This window comes from Rothia sp. CCM 9416 (assembly GCF_048513535.1).
Taxonomy (GTDB): Bacteria; Actinomycetota; Actinomycetes; order Actinomycetales; family Micrococcaceae; genus Rothia.
Window position 1 is genome coordinate 128,314 of record NZ_JBLXXR010000001.1, and the last position, 15,659, is coordinate 143,972.

15 protein-coding genes are annotated in these 15,659 nt (G+C 58.0%); 9 read left to right on the forward strand and 6 right to left on the reverse strand.

What is annotated here, in order from left to right; translation table 11 throughout:
- Window positions 1-37: 37 nt before the first annotated feature.
- The 3 genes from ACN080_RS00600 to ACN080_RS00610 form a co-directional block, all read right to left on the reverse strand.
- Window positions 38-1,579, reverse strand: a complete 1,542-nt coding sequence (locus tag ACN080_RS00600; RefSeq protein WP_419112775.1) for an LCP family protein — start codon at window positions 1,577-1,579, stop codon at window positions 38-40.
- 144 nt (window positions 1,580-1,723) lie between these two features.
- Window positions 1,724-2,362 carry a 5-(carboxyamino)imidazole ribonucleotide mutase gene (purE, locus tag ACN080_RS00605; protein ID WP_419112776.1) on the reverse strand — a complete coding sequence of 213 codons (639 nt, stop codon included), beginning with the start codon at window positions 2,360-2,362 and terminating at the stop codon, window positions 1,724-1,726.
- A 64-nt stretch (window positions 2,363-2,426) separates the two neighbouring features.
- Entirely contained in the window at window positions 2,427-3,602 is a 1,176-nt protein-coding gene (locus tag ACN080_RS00610; RefSeq protein WP_419112777.1) for a 5-(carboxyamino)imidazole ribonucleotide synthase, read from the reverse strand.
- 262 nt (window positions 3,603-3,864) lie between these two features.
- On the opposite strand from ACN080_RS00610, the gene ACN080_RS00615 reads away from it, so the two are divergent.
- Window positions 3,865-4,440, forward strand: a complete 576-nt coding sequence (locus ACN080_RS00615) for a GtrA family protein (RefSeq protein WP_419112313.1) — start codon at window positions 3,865-3,867, stop codon at window positions 4,438-4,440.
- Here ACN080_RS00615 and ACN080_RS00620 read toward each other — a convergent pair.
- Window positions 4,391-5,140: a TIGR03089 family protein gene (locus ACN080_RS00620; RefSeq protein ID WP_419104423.1), complete on the reverse strand. Its 750-nt coding sequence runs from the start codon at window positions 5,138-5,140 to the stop codon at window positions 4,391-4,393. The genes ACN080_RS00615 and ACN080_RS00620 overlap by 50 nt on opposite strands.
- A 314-nt stretch (window positions 5,141-5,454) precedes the next feature.
- Between ACN080_RS00620 and ACN080_RS00625 the strand changes: the two genes are divergently transcribed.
- The 4 genes from ACN080_RS00625 (at window position 5,455) to ACN080_RS00640 (ending at window position 8,801) form a co-directional block, all read left to right on the forward strand.
- Window positions 5,455-5,928 carry a WhiB family transcriptional regulator gene (locus tag ACN080_RS00625; RefSeq protein ID WP_419104424.1) on the forward strand — a complete coding sequence of 158 codons (474 nt, stop codon included), beginning with the start codon at window positions 5,455-5,457 and terminating at the stop codon, window positions 5,926-5,928.
- Between the two features lie 18 nt (window positions 5,929-5,946).
- Window positions 5,947-6,210, forward strand: coding sequence for a DUF3499 domain-containing protein (locus tag ACN080_RS00630; RefSeq protein WP_419099887.1), 264 nt, complete (start codon window positions 5,947-5,949; stop codon window positions 6,208-6,210).
- 188 nt (window positions 6,211-6,398) lie between these two features.
- Window positions 6,399-7,661: an Ig-like domain-containing protein gene (locus ACN080_RS00635; protein WP_419112778.1), complete on the forward strand. Its 1,263-nt coding sequence runs from the start codon at window positions 6,399-6,401 to the stop codon at window positions 7,659-7,661.
- Window positions 7,662-7,775: 114 nt separating this feature from the next.
- Window positions 7,776-8,801: a TIGR01906 family membrane protein gene (locus tag ACN080_RS00640; RefSeq protein ID WP_419112779.1), complete on the forward strand. Its 1,026-nt coding sequence runs from the start codon at window positions 7,776-7,778 to the stop codon at window positions 8,799-8,801.
- A 14-nt stretch (window positions 8,802-8,815) separates the two neighbouring features.
- Here ACN080_RS00640 and ACN080_RS00645 read toward each other — a convergent pair whose 3' ends face one another.
- The gene (locus tag ACN080_RS00645) at window positions 8,816-10,423 is read right to left on the reverse strand and encodes a dolichyl-phosphate-mannose--protein mannosyltransferase (protein WP_419112780.1); all 1,608 of its coding nucleotides are present in this window, start codon (window positions 10,421-10,423) and stop codon (window positions 8,816-8,818) included.
- A 68-nt stretch (window positions 10,424-10,491) separates the two neighbouring features.
- Here ACN080_RS00645 and rsmI point away from each other — a divergent pair, with 68 nt between their 5' ends.
- Window positions 10,492-11,376, forward strand: coding sequence for a 16S rRNA (cytidine(1402)-2'-O)-methyltransferase (gene rsmI, locus ACN080_RS00650; protein ID WP_419104428.1), 885 nt, complete (start codon window positions 10,492-10,494; stop codon window positions 11,374-11,376).
- 5 nt (window positions 11,377-11,381) lie between these two features.
- Window positions 11,382-12,461, forward strand: a complete 1,080-nt coding sequence (locus ACN080_RS00655) for a TatD family hydrolase (RefSeq protein WP_419112781.1) — start codon at window positions 11,382-11,384, stop codon at window positions 12,459-12,461.
- Here the strand turns inward: ACN080_RS00655 and ACN080_RS00660 are convergent.
- Window positions 12,420-13,673, reverse strand: coding sequence for a glycosyltransferase 87 family protein (locus tag ACN080_RS00660; RefSeq protein ID WP_419104430.1), 1,254 nt, complete (start codon window positions 13,671-13,673; stop codon window positions 12,420-12,422). The two genes, ACN080_RS00655 and ACN080_RS00660, sit on opposite strands and share 42 nt — an antisense overlap.
- Window positions 13,674-13,838: 165 nt before the next feature.
- Here ACN080_RS00660 and rsmA point away from each other — a divergent pair, with 165 nt between their 5' ends.
- Window positions 13,839-14,729 carry a 16S rRNA (adenine(1518)-N(6)/adenine(1519)-N(6))-dimethyltransferase RsmA gene (rsmA, locus tag ACN080_RS00665; protein ID WP_419112782.1) on the forward strand — a complete coding sequence of 297 codons (891 nt, stop codon included), beginning with the start codon at window positions 13,839-13,841 and terminating at the stop codon, window positions 14,727-14,729.
- Window positions 14,726-15,658: a 4-diphosphocytidyl-2C-methyl-D-erythritol kinase gene (locus ACN080_RS00670; protein ID WP_419112783.1), complete on the forward strand. Its 933-nt coding sequence runs from the start codon at window positions 14,726-14,728 to the stop codon at window positions 15,656-15,658. Before rsmA ends, ACN080_RS00670 begins: the two co-directional genes overlap by 4 nt.
- The last annotated feature ends 1 nt before the right edge of the window (window position 15,659 follow it).

Below are 15,659 nucleotides of genomic sequence, written 5' to 3' on the forward strand. Positions count from 1 at the left end.
CACCAGCTTACCGCCTTTAGCCACCGGCTTTCTGCTCCTAAGGTACTGAGCAGGTCCCGTTCTCGCTCAGCTCAGCGACAGGCTGGGCGCGGTAGGCCACGGTTTCAATGACAGGGACACCGTTTGCCTCTGCGGCGGCGGAGACCGCTGTGGGCTGGATACCCTGGGCTGAGTCCGTAATTACCTGCTGGATGGCGGCCTGGAGCTGGTCAAAATCGGGGTAGGTGGGGAACAAAGCGTCAAAGTAGGGAGGGCCAGCCGCAAACTGAATGAGGCCGTAATTCTTGGACTTAAGAGCCACATCGCCTAGGGCCGCCAGGCCGTTTTGGGGCAGATTGGTCTCGATGACCTGCTCACCGGCAGCGGTGATATCGGCAAACTTGGTCAGAACGTTGGCAGGATCAAGCTGTTTGAGCATAGCGGCCTGCACACAGCGCTGGCGGGCCTGCCTGTCGTAGTCACTGGCACCCTCACGGGAACGGGCATACCAGAGCGCATGGAAACCATCAAGGTGTTGAACACCCGGCTCAATATAGCCGTCAATGGGGTTGGGCAGGCCGGTAATCTCATTGGTGCCGCCGCCAATGGGTACACGACCACCCACATCAATAGTGATACCGCCCAAGGCATCAATGAGCTGTTCGAAGCCTGACATATCAATGAGTAGATAGTTCTCTACGGTAATTCCCAGAACCCCAGAAACAGCGTCCATGGTGGCCTCGGCCCCGGGATCGTCAGCTCCGGGATAAAGGTCAGCATAGTTAGCTGTGACAGTGGGGTAGAGGGCATTGAGGATGCACTCATCACCGCAGTTAAAACCCTCGGGGTAGACCTGCCAGAGCGGTGAGTTTTCCTCAAAGATAGCGTTCTGGAGGTTACGCGGAACCGAGATAGTGATGGCCTGGCCGGTTTTGGCATCAATAGATGCAACGGTCATGGAGTCGGGGCGGCGGCCCACACGGTCGGCCCCGGCATCACCACCCATGAGAAGAATGTTGTAGCGACCGTCCTGTTCTTTAAGCTGGGTCCCACCGGCAAAGATATTGCCCAGGACCCCGCGTCCTAGCCAAGTGACGTAAGCGCCGTAGGTTAGGCCTCCACCGGTCACCAGAATTGAGGCTATGACTGCCAGCGTTACCAGAGTCTTGGAGCGGCCTTCGAGTAGGCCTGGGCGGATAGCTAATAGGGTATCAACCAGAAGGAGCACCCAGCCTGCGGCCAGCAGAATCAGCAGGCCGGTGACCAGCATGAGCGACCAGGCGCTTGTCAAGAGTGAAAGAACCAGGGTGCGGCGTACTGCCCACAGCATAACCAGCAGTATAACCAGCGCCCACATGGACAGGGTGACGATGAGTGCTCTGCGCCCCAGCACCCTACGCCCGGTCAGGAGCTGGGCTGAACCGGGCAGAACCAGAGTAAGTAGAAGTAAGACCCAGGCGCGGCGTGATCGTACCCCCGCCGAGGCCTTTTCTGGGTGGCGCAGAGGATCCGTGTAGAGAGGCTCAGCAAGGTGTTGACCACGCCCCCGGGTGCCACTAATAGGCTCGGGTGCCAAGGGCTGGTTACTCTGGCGGGACATAGGGTGCCTCCCTGAAAATGATGGTTCACAAGAAGCCGGTGTGGCTGAGTAGAAAACTACTCAACCACACTAGCGAAAGAAACTGGGTGCTAACGGGGCGCGCGGTGAGAAAAGAGTTTTTATTCTGCTCACCTCTGTCGCTCTTTAGGGGGCGTAGGGTGTTTTAGGTCCCTCATCGGTAGGCTTGGTAGCGGCCTTGGGAGCCTGCTGTGAGAGCGCAGGCCGGGGAGCGGATTCATCGAGCTCGTCTTTGTACTCTTGGACCTTAGCGCGCAGGGCTGAACCCTTGTCCTGGGCGCTTTGGCGGAGCGAAGCGGCAAAATCGACCAAATCTGAGCGGACCTGGCGGGCAAAACCGTCATCACCTGAACCCAGGATTCGAAGGGCAAGCAGGCCAGCGTTGCGGGCACCGTCGATAGAGACGGTTGCCACGGGAACCCCTGCGGGCATCTGAACGATTGAGAGCAGTGAGTCCATGCCGTCGAGGCTCTTGAGTTTGATCGGCACACCAACCACAGGCAAGGGAGTCACCGAAGCCAGCATACCGGGCAGGTGCGCGGCACCGCCGGCACCGGCAATAATCACGCGCAGGCCCCGTTCGTGGGCCTTACGGCCGTAGGCAATCATGTCTTGGGGCATACGGTGGGCGGAGACAACATCGACCTCGTAGGGGATGCCGAACTCTTCCAGAGCCTGAACGGCGGCTTCCATGACCGGCCAGTCAGAATCGGAGCCCATCACAATACCGACGATGGGGTTGCTTGAATCGTAAGGGGAAGCCATGAGCGCTCCTTGGGGTTGGTGGCCTAAAGCCGGGTTACTAAAGATTGAGCATCAGACCGAGCCCTTAGGCTAGGCCGTTGGTGAGTAGGGAGGCGGCCTGGGCTGCCTGCTGCCTCAGGTCGCTGAGTTCAGCGCGCGACCCGGTCAGGTTAATATGCCCAATCTTGCGACCGGGCTTAACCGCCTTGCCGTAGTAGTGCACTTTGGCGGCCGGGTAGGCTTTCATGAGGGCGGGATAGACTCCAAAAATATCGTCGTTGGTTCCACCCAAGAAATTCTTCATGAGCGCCACCTCGCCCTTGATCGCGGTACTACCGAGGGGATAGTTGGCTACCGCGCGGAGGTGCTGCTCAAACTGGCTGGTGACTGAGCCGTCCTGGGTCCAGTGGCCAGAGTTGTGGGGGCGCATGGCGAACTCGTTGATTAGGAAGCCGTGATCACTGCCGGGTACTTCAAAGAGCTCAACGGCCATAACGCCGGTAACACCAAGCTCGGTTGCTACCGTGACAGCGGCATCCTGGGCCTTCTGGGCTACCCGGTCACTGATGCCCGGTGCGGGGGCCATGACCTCATCGCATACGGAATTGACCTGGATAGATTCGGCTACAGCCCAGGGTTCAACCTGGCCGGCATCGTTGCGGGCTACCAGGGCAGAGAGTTCCCGACTGAAAGGGACCTTTTCTTCTGCAAGCAAGGCAGAGAAATCAGTGCGCTGGGGGAGTTGCTCAAACCAGGAGGCAGATTCTTGGGCCGCCTGCTGAGCAGAATCAAGAACCATGACCCCCTTGCCGTCGTAACCGCCACGAGGAGTCTTCAGCACAAGCGGCCACCCGATGCTGTCACCAAAAGCCAGGAGCTCATCGAGGGTTCTTATCTCGGCCCAGCGCGGGTTGGGTAGCCCCAGCCGGTCAACCGCCTTACGCATCTGAATCTTGTCCTGGGCATAGACCAGGGCGGAGGGACGCGGTTGGACGTTGATTCCCTCAGAGATTAACCGTTCCAGCAAAGCCGTGGGAACGTGCTCATGGTCAAAAGTGAGAACATCAACCTCGCGGGCAAAAGCCGCCAGAGTTTCGTAGTCGCGGTAATCACCAATTGGTGCCTGCGCGACCGCCGCACGGGCACATACTCCCGAATCTTCTGCCAGAACAGTCAGGTCAAAGCCAAGTTCCGTGGCAGCAGGGGCCATCATGCGGGCCAGCTGGCCACCACCAACAACACCAATTTTGGGTCCAGTCATAGGGTAGGTCACATCCACTAGGCTACCCGTGCGCAGGGGGCTTGTAAAAGTATTCCCCACATAATGAAGCGCCTGCCTGGTGTGGAGATTATTCCCAGCTAATCCACCGCCACATGTAAGCAAAAAATACTCTTGAGAGCTAAGCGCCTGCTCGACAGGCTGTACTATGTGAACAGATGAGTGTCTTGCTCCCCGCCGCCAGGTACGCTATTACCTACCGTTAAGAAAACAACCGGGAAGCACTGCCAAGTAAGGGAGAAAATTGAGTTCCTTGACCCAACGTGTGCAGGTACTGTGGAAAGAACACGGTACCGAGATCCTCCAATTTTTAACCGTAGGGGGCCTTGCATTCGTTCTGAATTCCGCGGTTACTTGGTTCTTGATGCATTCAATTCTTGCAGACGGACATGCCAAGGCCAAAGTAGTCGCTGGTGTAGTAGCTACGGTCTTCTCCTGGATCGTCAACCGTATGTGGACCTTTAGGCAGAAGCGAACCGGCAACAAAACCCGTGAGGCTATCGAATTTGGCATCGTCAACGCTATTGGGATTGGTGTTGAAACATCTTGTGTGCTCTTTAGCCTCTATATTCTGCATCTCACCAGCCCGATGGCATCCTTTATCTCAGGTACCATCATCGGTACAATCCTGGGTACTATCGTTCGCTACTTCCTCTACAAGTTCTGGGTTTTCTCCCAGAGCAAGAGCCACACCCAAGACAAGACGGCTGAAGAGGAACGCGCGGAGCTCATTGAAGAGGCAACCAAGATAATAACTGGTTCTCTGCCTGTTATTGAGCCGGATAAAGCTGGGCCCGTTCGTCGCCCAAAACTCGACTGATTCGTTCTTGGTCCCACTCGATGTGGGGGTCCAGAATAAGCACTGCGTACCCTGCGCTCAGCGCTACAAGTGCCTGAGTAAGAGAGCCCGTAGTCAAATCCCGGCTCTGTAGGCAGAGAGCAGCAGTCTCCTGCCCCAGCTGGCTGTCGAGGTTCAGCACTCGCTCTTCAAGTGCCAGCATAAGCTCCCTGTAACTGGTGCCCTCCCAGGCTTTCTCCTGCGGGTCGGGCTCAGGGAAGCCCATGTAGACATCGGGGTGCAAGCGTACCTCGGCTGCGTAGTCAAGAGCCCCTACCGGTAGCTCCCCGTTAAAGCGCGGTGCCAAGGGCTCACTGGCAAGAACCAGCCTATGCTCCGCATCTGCTTTGGCGCACTCCGCCGGATCAAAAGCCGCAAAAACCTGTGCTGGACGCTCCCCATCAAAGGTAATTTCTGCCCCCACGCGAAGAGCCGCAAGAGCCAGAATCAGGGACCGCCAGTGCAAGCGCTTAGGCAGGGCAAGAAGCTGATTGGCCTCCAGGTCGCACTCGTCTACCAGTAAGTTAGCGGTTTTAGCCACCCAATTGTTAAGAACCCTGCCTGAAAGCTCAATACGTTCACCCGGTACTGAATACCAGAGCAGAGCTGGAGTCTGCCGTTGCGACAGGGTATCTATGAAACGGGGGAAAGTGGGCCTAGCGCCCATATCTGCTGAGGTCATGCCCCTAACTTTATGCCACTTTGCGCTGAATCTTCTAGACGACCGCATCTTGCATATACCACAGAGAAACGCAAATTATTGAACAAAAATCTCGTGTAACGTGAGAAATTTTTATCTCAGCTTGACGAATAGGGCATGACACGCGTGTAATTAGGTGCAGGGAATTTTTTATGCACCGTTATAGACCGCCTGTGCGCCAGCAGGCCATAGACGGTTTATCGTACTCAGATTGTGTGCATATCAACCGGTAATCCAGGTTTACAAGACCGGTTACCATACATTCAGTCCTCTACCGGGATATGAAAGGGAAGACCATGGGCCTACATAGCCGCCTCACATACGGTGTCGCCGGGCAAAAGCCTGATCTGGCCCATCACCACAACATGCACTCCACCCAATACCTTGAAGACCAGGCCACCGCACTGATTAACAGCTCAGTCCCTACCGGGCGAGGTAAGTCAGCTAGGCCCTCTGCCGCGCATTCAGCCGATATTTTCTCCAGCGATGCCGATGCCCTATCGCTCTGGCAACAGGCCGCGGGCATCTACAGCACTGATGGCGATGAAGGGGAGCTGTCCTGGCAGGCAGATGCCCTGTGCGCCCAAACCGACCCCGAAGCCTTCTTCCCCGAAAAGGGCGGGTCGACCCGCGATGCTAAGCGGGTGTGTAGTGAGTGCCCCGTGCGTGAGGCATGCCTTGAATACGCCATGGACAACGATGAACGTTTCGGAATCTGGGGTGGCCTATCCGAGCGTGAACGTCGCCGTCTCCGCAAGCAAGCTATCTAAGAAAGAAAGGCTTGATTCATGGCATCAACTCGCCAGTGCTCACGCCAGACCTGCCAACGTGAGGCTATTTTCACCCTGACTTATGCCTACGCCCAATCCACCGCTGTGATTGGGCCGCTGTCGGTGCACCGTGAGCCCCACGCCTACGACCTGTGTGAGTTCCACGCTGACCGTCTGACCGCGCCCCAGGGCTGGAGCGTCGTCCGCCTAGATGAAAGTGAAGCCTGGCAGGAAGCTAGTGAACCCCTTGGGCAGTCCTTTCCTCCTCTGCGCAGTATCTAAGCGGCAGGTACTTTAAATCTTGCGCCCCGACTTTTATCTTTTGGGGCCTGGGTAGGCTTTTACCTTTTGGTGCTCCCAGCAGATTGCCAGCATTAGGGGTGGCCTGATAGAGACCTAGAAGCCTTTGATTTCAGATATGCTTTCAGGTGCACAACCTGAACAATCGCACACATATTCACCTAAGGAAGATGACCTACGTGGTAAATCCACCCTCCTCAGCTCTATCAGATGTCTTTACCCGTCGATCCTTTGTGGCCGTTGGCGCCCTGGGTACTCTAGCTCTGGCAGCTTGCTCATCACAGACTAAGCCGGTAGCAGAGGGCTCCGCATCTCCTGGAACAGCCAGCTCACCGGCTAGCACTAGCGCCGCGCCCAAGGAATTTACCGGCACCGTTGAGGTTTACCCCGCACTTGATGAGATAGAAATCAACCCCATAGAGAAGGTCAAGGTTACTTCTGCTGACTCCACCCTGACCGATGTCACCGTCACCACCGCCGAAGGCCAAAAACTAGCTGGTGCGCTCTCTGAGGACGGTAGTAGCTGGACCTCCACCGAGAATATGCTCTTCCACAGCACCTACACCGTCAGCTGGACTGCCCAAGACGCTCAGGGAGCAAGAGGCCAAGGCGAAAGTACTTTCTCCACCGTGTCACCGGCCTACGAAGCCGATGCTCACATGAACATTGCTGACGGTGCCAGCTACGGCATCGGCCAGATTATCCAGTTCAACTTCTCAGAACCTGTCATCAATAAGGCAGAGGTAGAGAAGCGGATTACCGTTACCGGCGGTGGTGACCGAGCCGGTAAGTTCCGCTGGTACAGCGACTACATGGTGCGCTACCGCCCCGCAGATAAATGGGCCACCAACTCCACAGTGACCGTCACTATCGATATCTTCGGCCTTGACCTGGGCAAGGGCATGATCGGTAACCACACCACCACCCGCAGCTTCAAGACCTGGAACAAGCGCTACGCTCTGGCCGATAACAACACCAAAACCATCAAAATGTACGTTGACGATGTGCTGGTGCGCGAAGCTTACATCACCCTGGGCAACCCGGAGTGGCCCTCTGTTGTTGGCCAGCTCCCCATCATGGAGAAGGCTGAGAGCTACTACTTCAACCCCGGTTCCCTAGAACTCAAGAAGGGCGATGCCCACTACTATGAGCCTTTCTGGGCCTCCTGGACTTCCCGCCTGACCTCCGGTGGCGTGTTCGTTCATCAGGCCTTGCCCGGGGCCTGGTCATCGGTAGGTGCCTATAACGTCTCTCACGGTTGTATTGGGATGCTCCCCGAAGATGTCAAGTTCTTCTACGACACCTTCGGTGTCGGTGACATTGTAGAGACTATCAATACCGGCTACCTCCAGGCTGACCCCGATGACGGCTACGGCGACTGGAACATTCCTTTCGAAAATTACGATGACGAAGCATGGGTGGGTAACTGGTAAAAACCGGTTCTCTGCCCGCTCCTGAAAAACTCCCGCCTGTTTCAATCAGGCGGGAGTTTTTGTTCCCACAGCGTAAGATACTAGAGCAGAGAGACTAACCCCGTGTGAGGAACCATGGCAATAGAACCTAACCACAACACCCCTGAAGGCGCAGAGACAACCCGCGAATGGGAAAAATTACTCCCCGCCGTTAAAAAGAGCGCCGGTACACCAGCTACTGTTACCCGGTCTTCGGCCCCCTCAGCGGCAGGGAAGGAAGCCGAGCCGGTCACTGACCCAGCGCCGTGGACTGCGCCTCTGGAACCGGTTGTTACAGAGCCCGCTGCTGTATCTGCTGCTCCGGTTGCCCGTGCTTCTCAGGCTAGGGACGCTGCAGAGCCGGTGGTAGGCACCGAATCTCCCCAGCTCCGGGCCCGGAAAACTCAGAAGAAAGCTACAGAAAAACCGCGTTTTCTGGTGCTCCGCCGACTGATCATCACCCTGTCCGTCCCTCTTATTACCCTGATGCTGGCTGTACGCTTTGTAGCCAGCTCTGCCTTCCTGTGGGCTGAATACCACCGCCCCGGGTTCCCCGCTGACACCTACGGCTTTGACACTGCTGAGCGCATGCGCCTGGGCTCTTACGGGCTGGACTATATCCTCAACCTGGCACCGGAATCCTACCTGGCCGATATCCAGACCGGGGGAGTTGCCGCCTTCCTGCCGACCGAGGTTGAGCACATGACTGACGTCAAACGGGTCATTCTCTGCTCCCTGACCTTGGCCGCTCTCATGCTGGTGGCCGCCCTACTTTCAGCCCGCACTCTGCCCACCAAAGCACCCGGTCTGGTGCGCTCGAGCCTCTTTACCGGCAGCTTGCTGACCCTGCTACTCGCTACCGCTCTGGGCGTCTCTGGAATCCTGGGCTGGGAATCCTTCTTCACTACTTTCCACCAGGTCTTCTTCCCCCAGGGAAACTGGCAGTTCCGTATGTCTGACACCCTGATTCGTCTCTACCCGCCTCAGTTCTGGCTAGATGCCGCTCTGACCGCCGGCATTATTGTTCTGCTGGTAACGCTTGTGCTTCTGGTCAGTACCTGGCCCACCGCCCGCCGCAGGCAAGAGGCTCTCAAACGTCGTGCTGCCAACCAGAAAGCCTAGAGACCAGGCCCCTCCTAGATCCAACCGTCAAACCACATGCGCTCGCGCCACTCGGTATAGGGCACGGTCTGCGCCGTCCAAATAGGCCAGTAGTAGGTAGAGACCAGGAGAACAAAGACCACGAAGACCCCAACCAAAGCCAAGCCCAGCTTGCGTCGGCGGACGGTATCGCCAGAACGTCCTAAGGCCAGACCCAGAACACCTGCCAGCATAAGAATAAGGTAAGGCTCAAAAGAGAGCGCATAGAAGTAGAACATGGTGCGCGTAGGGTAGGCAAACCAGGGGAAGTAGCCCACCGCAAAAACCGCAAAGAGAGCACCGAACCGCCAGTCGCGGCGAATCAGAAAAATAACCAGGGAGAACACGCCAACCACAAGGAAGCTCCACCAGATAGCCGGGTTGCCAATGTTCAAGATAGCCTGCGAGCAGGAATCTACAGTACAACCGTCAGTACCCATCTTGGGGGACTCGTAGTAGTAGCTGGTAGGCCGCCCCAGAATGAGCCACTGCCAGGCCGGTGAAGCATAGTTATGCGGGGAATCCAGCCCCGAGTGGAAGGCATAGGCTGAGCGGTGGTATTCCCACAGCGAGCGCAGGGACTGCGGTAGCCACAGAACACCCTCACCAGGGTGCTCCTGCGCCCAGTGACGGTCGTAGGCATCCTGTGAGGCAAACCAGCCGCTCCAGGTAGCCAGGTAGGTGACCAGACCTACCCCAATAAGCGAGAAGAAGGCCCGAATACCGTCGCGCAGGAAACCGGCCAGGTACCAGCGCCTGATACCGGCCATACGGCGGGCGTTGGCATCCCAGAAGACGGTCATCAGACCGAAGATAGCGATAAAAAAGAGGGCGTTCCACTTAACACCGACTGCTAGGCCCGCGCAGATACCGGCAATTAATCTCCAGGAGCGCAAGCCCAGTGTGGGGCCGTAGACCATGAGGCTATCCGGCGGGGTGCCCCCGTTAGCGGTGGCGGCTTCTGCCAGCCGTGAGGCTAGCCTGCGCCTGCCCTGGTAGCGGTCCAGAAGCAGGGCAACAAAGGTGGCTAGGAGCCAGAACATCAAGAAAATATCGAGCAGAGCAAACCGAGACTGCACCAGGTGAAGTCCGTCCACCGAAATCAGTAAACCGGCCAGCGAAGCCACCGTTACCGAACGGAAAAGCAGCCAACCCGCCAGCATGACCAACCCCACCGACAGGGTACCGGTAAGAGCCGCAGCAAAACGCCAACCCAGGGGATTATCGTCCCCAAAGACCGCCATGCCCAGTGCAATCATCCACTTGCCAACCGGCGGGTGAACCACATACTCCGGGGTCTCCAAAATACCGCTGGGGGCACCGGCTACAAAGCTGTCGTTAGCACCCTCAACCCAGTTGCGCTCATACCCAAAATGCAAGAGGGAATAGCCGTCTTTAGCGTAGTAGGTTTCATCGAACACAATAGCGTTCGGGTTTGAAAGGTTTACAAAACGCATCAGCCCCGCCAGGATCAGTACCAGCAGGGGAGCTAGCCACCCTCGGCGCGGGAAAGTAAGGGCTGTAACAGCCAGGCGGGCCCGCAAAGCGGACTCGCTAAAGGCTTCGGGCAGGGAAAGGACGGCGTTGGTTGGGTTTGCTTTCACCTAAGCAATGGTAATTGATTGGCCCGCCACATGGTTCGAGCCAACCTGAGATAGTAGGGTTAAAAGCTATGGAATCTTCCCCACAGCCTACAGCCCAGACCGAGACAAGCAGCGGTGCCCTCATACTGGGCGCTACCCCTATCGGCAATCTGGGCGATGCTAGCCACCGCCTGCGCCAAGCCCTGGCAACCGCAGATATCCTTGCCGTTGAAGACAGCCGCACCCTGCGTAAACTGGCCTCCGGGCTGGGCGTTACCACCCGGGGGCGTGTGCTGGTCAACCACGACCACAACGAAACCGAACGGGCTAGACAGATTGTGCAGGCTGTGGCCGATGGGCAGACAGTCCTCCTCATGTCCGATGCCGGTATGCCTGCAGTTTCTGACCCCGGCTATGTAGCCGCTGCCGCTGTAGCCCAAGCAGGCCTGACCGTCACCGCTCTCCCCGGGCCCTCAGCTATGGTGACTGCCCTGGCCCTATCTGGCCTGCCGTCTGGGCGCTTTACCTTTGAGGGCTTCCTGGCGCGTAAAGGTTCTGACCGCTCCCGCAGGCTGACCTCTTTGGTAGCAGAAGAGCGCACCATGGTCTTCTACGAGTCGCCCCACAGGCTGGCTGCGACCCTCAAAGACTTTGCTAAGAACTTTGGGGAGCAACGCCGGGCGGCGGTCTGCCGGGAACTGACCAAACTTCACGAAGAGATAGCCCGAGGAACCCTGGCAGAGCTGATTGAGTGGAGCGAATCCAAGCAGATGCGCGGTGAAATCGTGATTGTGCTTGAAGGCGCGGGCGCTCCTGAGGCTGCGCAGGCTGAAGACCTGACCGACCTTGTCCTTGAAATGACCGAGGGTGGTATCCGCCTGAAAGCGGCCTGCGCCCAGGTGGCCGAAGCGCACGGGGTCTCCAAACGCGACCTCTACCAGGCAGTTCTCGATCTTAAAAACCAGGAAAGCTAAAAACCATGTGCACCAGTGACCATAGCCTGAGCCCCGAAGAACTCACCCAGTTAGCTGAGCGTTTTGCTACCCTCTTGCCCGATAGGCAGGAGCAGGGAGCTAGTATCTTTGAGAACCCGCCCAGAATCTATGAGGGCGAAATACCCCCAGCCTACCGGGCAGAACACTACCGGGTGGAGGGCGAAGCCAGCGGCGAGGGCACCCGTCGCCGCGGTACCACCGGGGAAGACGGCCGCCGTCGTAACCTAACCTTTCCGCCCGCCCCCGCGCCCCTACCCTACGCAATCGTGGATAATCACACTCACATGGACCTGCTCGATGGAGAGGTAGCCATTACCGCCCGTGATGCTCTGGACACCGGTGAGGCTCTGGGCATTGGTGCTATCGTGCAGGTGGGTTGCGATGTTTCCAGCTCTCTCTATGCCGTGAGCATGGCCCAGGCTGACCCCCGCGTTCTAGCCGCTGTAGCCCTGCACCCCAACGAAGCACCCAAACTGGCCGAGGCCGGGCAGCTCGAAGCCGCCCTGGCCGTCATCAACACCCTGGCCGCTGACCCCCGCGTCCGTGCCCTGGGCGAAACCGGGTTGGACTACTTCCGCACCGGTAAAGATGGCCGTCAGGCCCAGGAGGACTCCTTCCGTACCCATATCCGTATGGCTAAAAAACACGGTAAGGCACTCCAGATTCATGACCGCGATGCCCACGACGATGTTGTGCGGGTTCTGCTGGATGAGGGCGCACCCGAGACGGTGATTTTCCACTGCTACTCCGGTGGGCCAGAACTGGCGCGAATCTGCAATGAGCGGGGCTGGTATATGAGCTTTGCTGGGACCGTAACCTTTAAGAACTCACGGGATATCCAGGAGTCGCTGAGCATGGCTCGCCGTGAGCTGATTCTGGCAGAAACCGATGCGCCTTTCCTGACCCCGCACCCCTTCCGGGGCCGCCCCAATGCCAGCTACATGACCAACTACACGGTGCGGTATATGGCCGCGCACCTAGACCGCGATCTCGAAGAGTTGTGCCGCGATATTAGGGCTAACTCACTGGCCGCTTACGGTAGCTGGGGTATCGAGGGCTTCTAGGGTTTTGCGCCCTTCAAGGACTGGGACTAGCAGATACAGCAAAGCCCAGAAAACTGGTAGAGAGTGAATGAGAGCCAATGAATTAGGCCATTCATTCCCTCCCCAGTTATAGCCCCCAAACCATACGGCGAAAGGCATGGAGAAAAGTAAGGTGCCGGTGGCCGCCAGGTAGAGGTAGCTACTCTGCCTGCGGGCCAGCCCGTAGAGGGTAGCAAAGATGATGAAGATAACGAACCAGACCCAGTGGTGGGTCCAGGAGATGGGGGAGAGTAGTAGCCCCAGCGCCGCAACCGCGCTGGCGGCCCCCAGGTACTGGCCCCGCCGGGCTAGGGAACGTGCTGCGAGGTAGGAAAGCACCAGAGCGGATACAGCAGAGATGACAAAGAGAACTGCTGCAATACCTGTGGGGAAGAGCATGGCCCAGGTGCCCAGTAGGTTGTAGTTGAGCGCTCCGGTGATGCTCCCTACCCGCCCGGATTCGAAGATCTTTTCAGTAAAGTATTCGCGGGCGATCTCAAAATCAACCGCGAAGCTGAGCACGATGCTGGCCAGGCCAGTGCCTACAAAGCGGGCGAGTGATTTCCAGTCGCGGGTTGCCAGAAAGAGCAGACCAAAGACAGCCGGGGTGAGCTTGATGCAGGCGGTGATGGCAATCAGGATTCCGTGCCAGCGGGTGTTCTTCAGGTAGATAACGTCGGTCAGAATGAGTAGGACCAAGAAGAGGTTAATCTGCCCCAGCTCCATGTTAAAGCTGATGGGGAAGAACTTGAGCAGCAGAGGAGTGAGCCACAAACCTGCCGCCAGAGCTGGGCGCTTGCTGACTCCCATACCCCGGCAACTCAGGTAGACCAGGCTAACCAGAGCCGCCACGTTGCAGATGAGGAAGATCGGCCCGGCTGTTTGGGCATTGGTCAGCAGAACAAAGGGCGTAAAGACCAGGGCGGCAAAGGGCGGGTAGGTGAAGCCGTAGACCTCCTCGGGCGGTAAGGCCCAGTCATAGAGCCTGCCGGTTTCCAGCCAGTGAGCTACCCCGCCGTAGTAGACCTGAAGGTCAAAGAAGTGCCGGGCCTGCATTTTCTCGTCCCAGAGGAAGGGATAGATACTGAGCACTGTGAGAGCCAGGGCTGTGGCTAAGGCCCATCTGCTGGTGAGCGCCCGCGCAAGGCTTACGCCGATGCTCGGTAGGGTTGGCTCAGCGGGACGATTGGGCATAGCAACCTCTGGGTGTGGGAAAGCAAGTACGGTCAATGATTTTACCGGCTTACCGGGCTAAAGGCTCCGAGCCAGTGAGCGGTGTGGCTTACCCGGGGTAAGTGGTTTCCCTGTGGAGTTTACCTGTGGGGTCTCTCTAAGTTGCGATACCGCTAGACTGGAGGGGTGACTGAACAGCAACTACTTGGCCCCCACCAAATCCGCGACCTGGCCGACCGCTTAGGCATCCGTCCCACCAAGACCCTGGGGCAGAACTTTGTGATTGACCCCAACACCATTCGTCGTATTATTGCGGCGGCCAATATCGGCCCCGACGAGACGGTGGTGGAGATTGGCCCCGGCCTGGGTTCCTTAACCCTGGGCATACTGGATGCCGCCAAGGATATGGTCGCTGTAGAGATCGACCCGCCCCTGGCCCAAGAGCTCCCAACAACTATTGCCGCTATGCGCCCCGGCTCCGAGAGCCGGATCGATGTAGTACTTTCCGATGCCATGAAAGTGACCGAGCTACCCCGCAGGCCCAGCGCCCTGGTGGCTAACCTGCCCTACAACGTCGCTGTGCCTGTTCTGCTTCACATGTTTGCGACTTTCCCCTCTATTGAACATGCCTTGGTCATGGTTCAGGATGAGGTAGCTGACCGCCTATCGGCTCAGCCCGGCTCTAAAATTTACGGTGTACCGAGTGTGAAAGCCAACTGGTTTGCTGAGGTCTCTAAGGCCGGTGTTATTGGTACCAATGTTTTCTGGCCTGCCCCCAAGATCAAGTCCGGGTTGGTATCCTTCAAACGCCGCAAAGAGTTACTGTCTGACCTGCCGCGTGAGGAAGTTTTCGCTATTGTCGATGCCGCTTTTGCTCAGCGTCGTAAGACCCTGCGGGCCGCGCTTGCGAGCTGGGCGGGTTCTGCTGCTCGTGCCGGGGCTGTGCTTGAGGCCGCAGAGATTGACCCGCAAGAGCGCGGTGAAAAGCTGGATATCCACGACTACATCAAGATTGCCCAAGCGGCGCGGCAGGTACCCGCAGAGGGTTTCTCGGTCTCTACCGGTGGTGAGCAATGACCGTGCTGAGCTGCTCTGCAACTGCCCCCGGCAAGGTTAATCTGTATTTTGCAGTAGGACCTCTGCGCGCTGATGGCTACCACGAGGTAGCCTCTCTATACGCAGCGGTAGATGTTCTAGAGCGGGTAACCGTTCGTTCCGCTAAGGCCCCGGGTATTACCCAGTCTTTGAGCGTAACTCCCGGCTCACCCGTGGCAGAGCAGGTGGCTGCTGGTACTTTTGACCCGGCCCTGGTCCCGCTGGATGCCAGTAACCTAGCCTACCGGGGAGCTTTGGCCGTGCTCCAAGAGCAGGGACTCAGGCTGCAAGATATCTCGGTGGAAGTCCACATTGAGAAGGCGGTGCCGGTGGCCGGTGGCATGGGAGGCGGCTCAGCTGATGCGGCGGCCGCCATGAAAGCTATGAACGCCTATCTGGTGCAGGCAGACCTGGTGCAGGATTCTGTTCCCCGGGAGCGTTTGCTAGAGCTAGCGGCCTCTCTAGGGGCGGATGTGCCCTTTGCCCTGCTTGGCGGTTTAGCCGTGGGTTTGGGCCTGGGGGAGAAGCTCACCCCTCTTGAAGTGCCGGAAGGTACAGAGCAGCTTTGCTTTGGCTTCTGCCCTGCTTCGGCGGGCTTATCGACACCTGCGGTTTTCCGTGAACTGGACGCGGGCAGGGAAGCCGGGCGCTACCCGGCACCGGACCCTGTTCTGGAGGTACCTGCTACCCTGATTGACGCCTTGACCTCACAAGCTCCCTTGGCTGAGCGTCTTCCCATCATTTCGAGCTTGCTCCGCAATGACCTAGCCGCACCCGCTAGCAGTCTTCTGCCCGAACTCCAATCGACCCTGGAAGGGCTAGCCCACCAACCGGGTGTAGCTGCCAGCTTTGTGTCCGGCTCCGGACCAACCGTTGTAAGCATCCGTGGAAGAACGAGAGCCACAGGCTAAG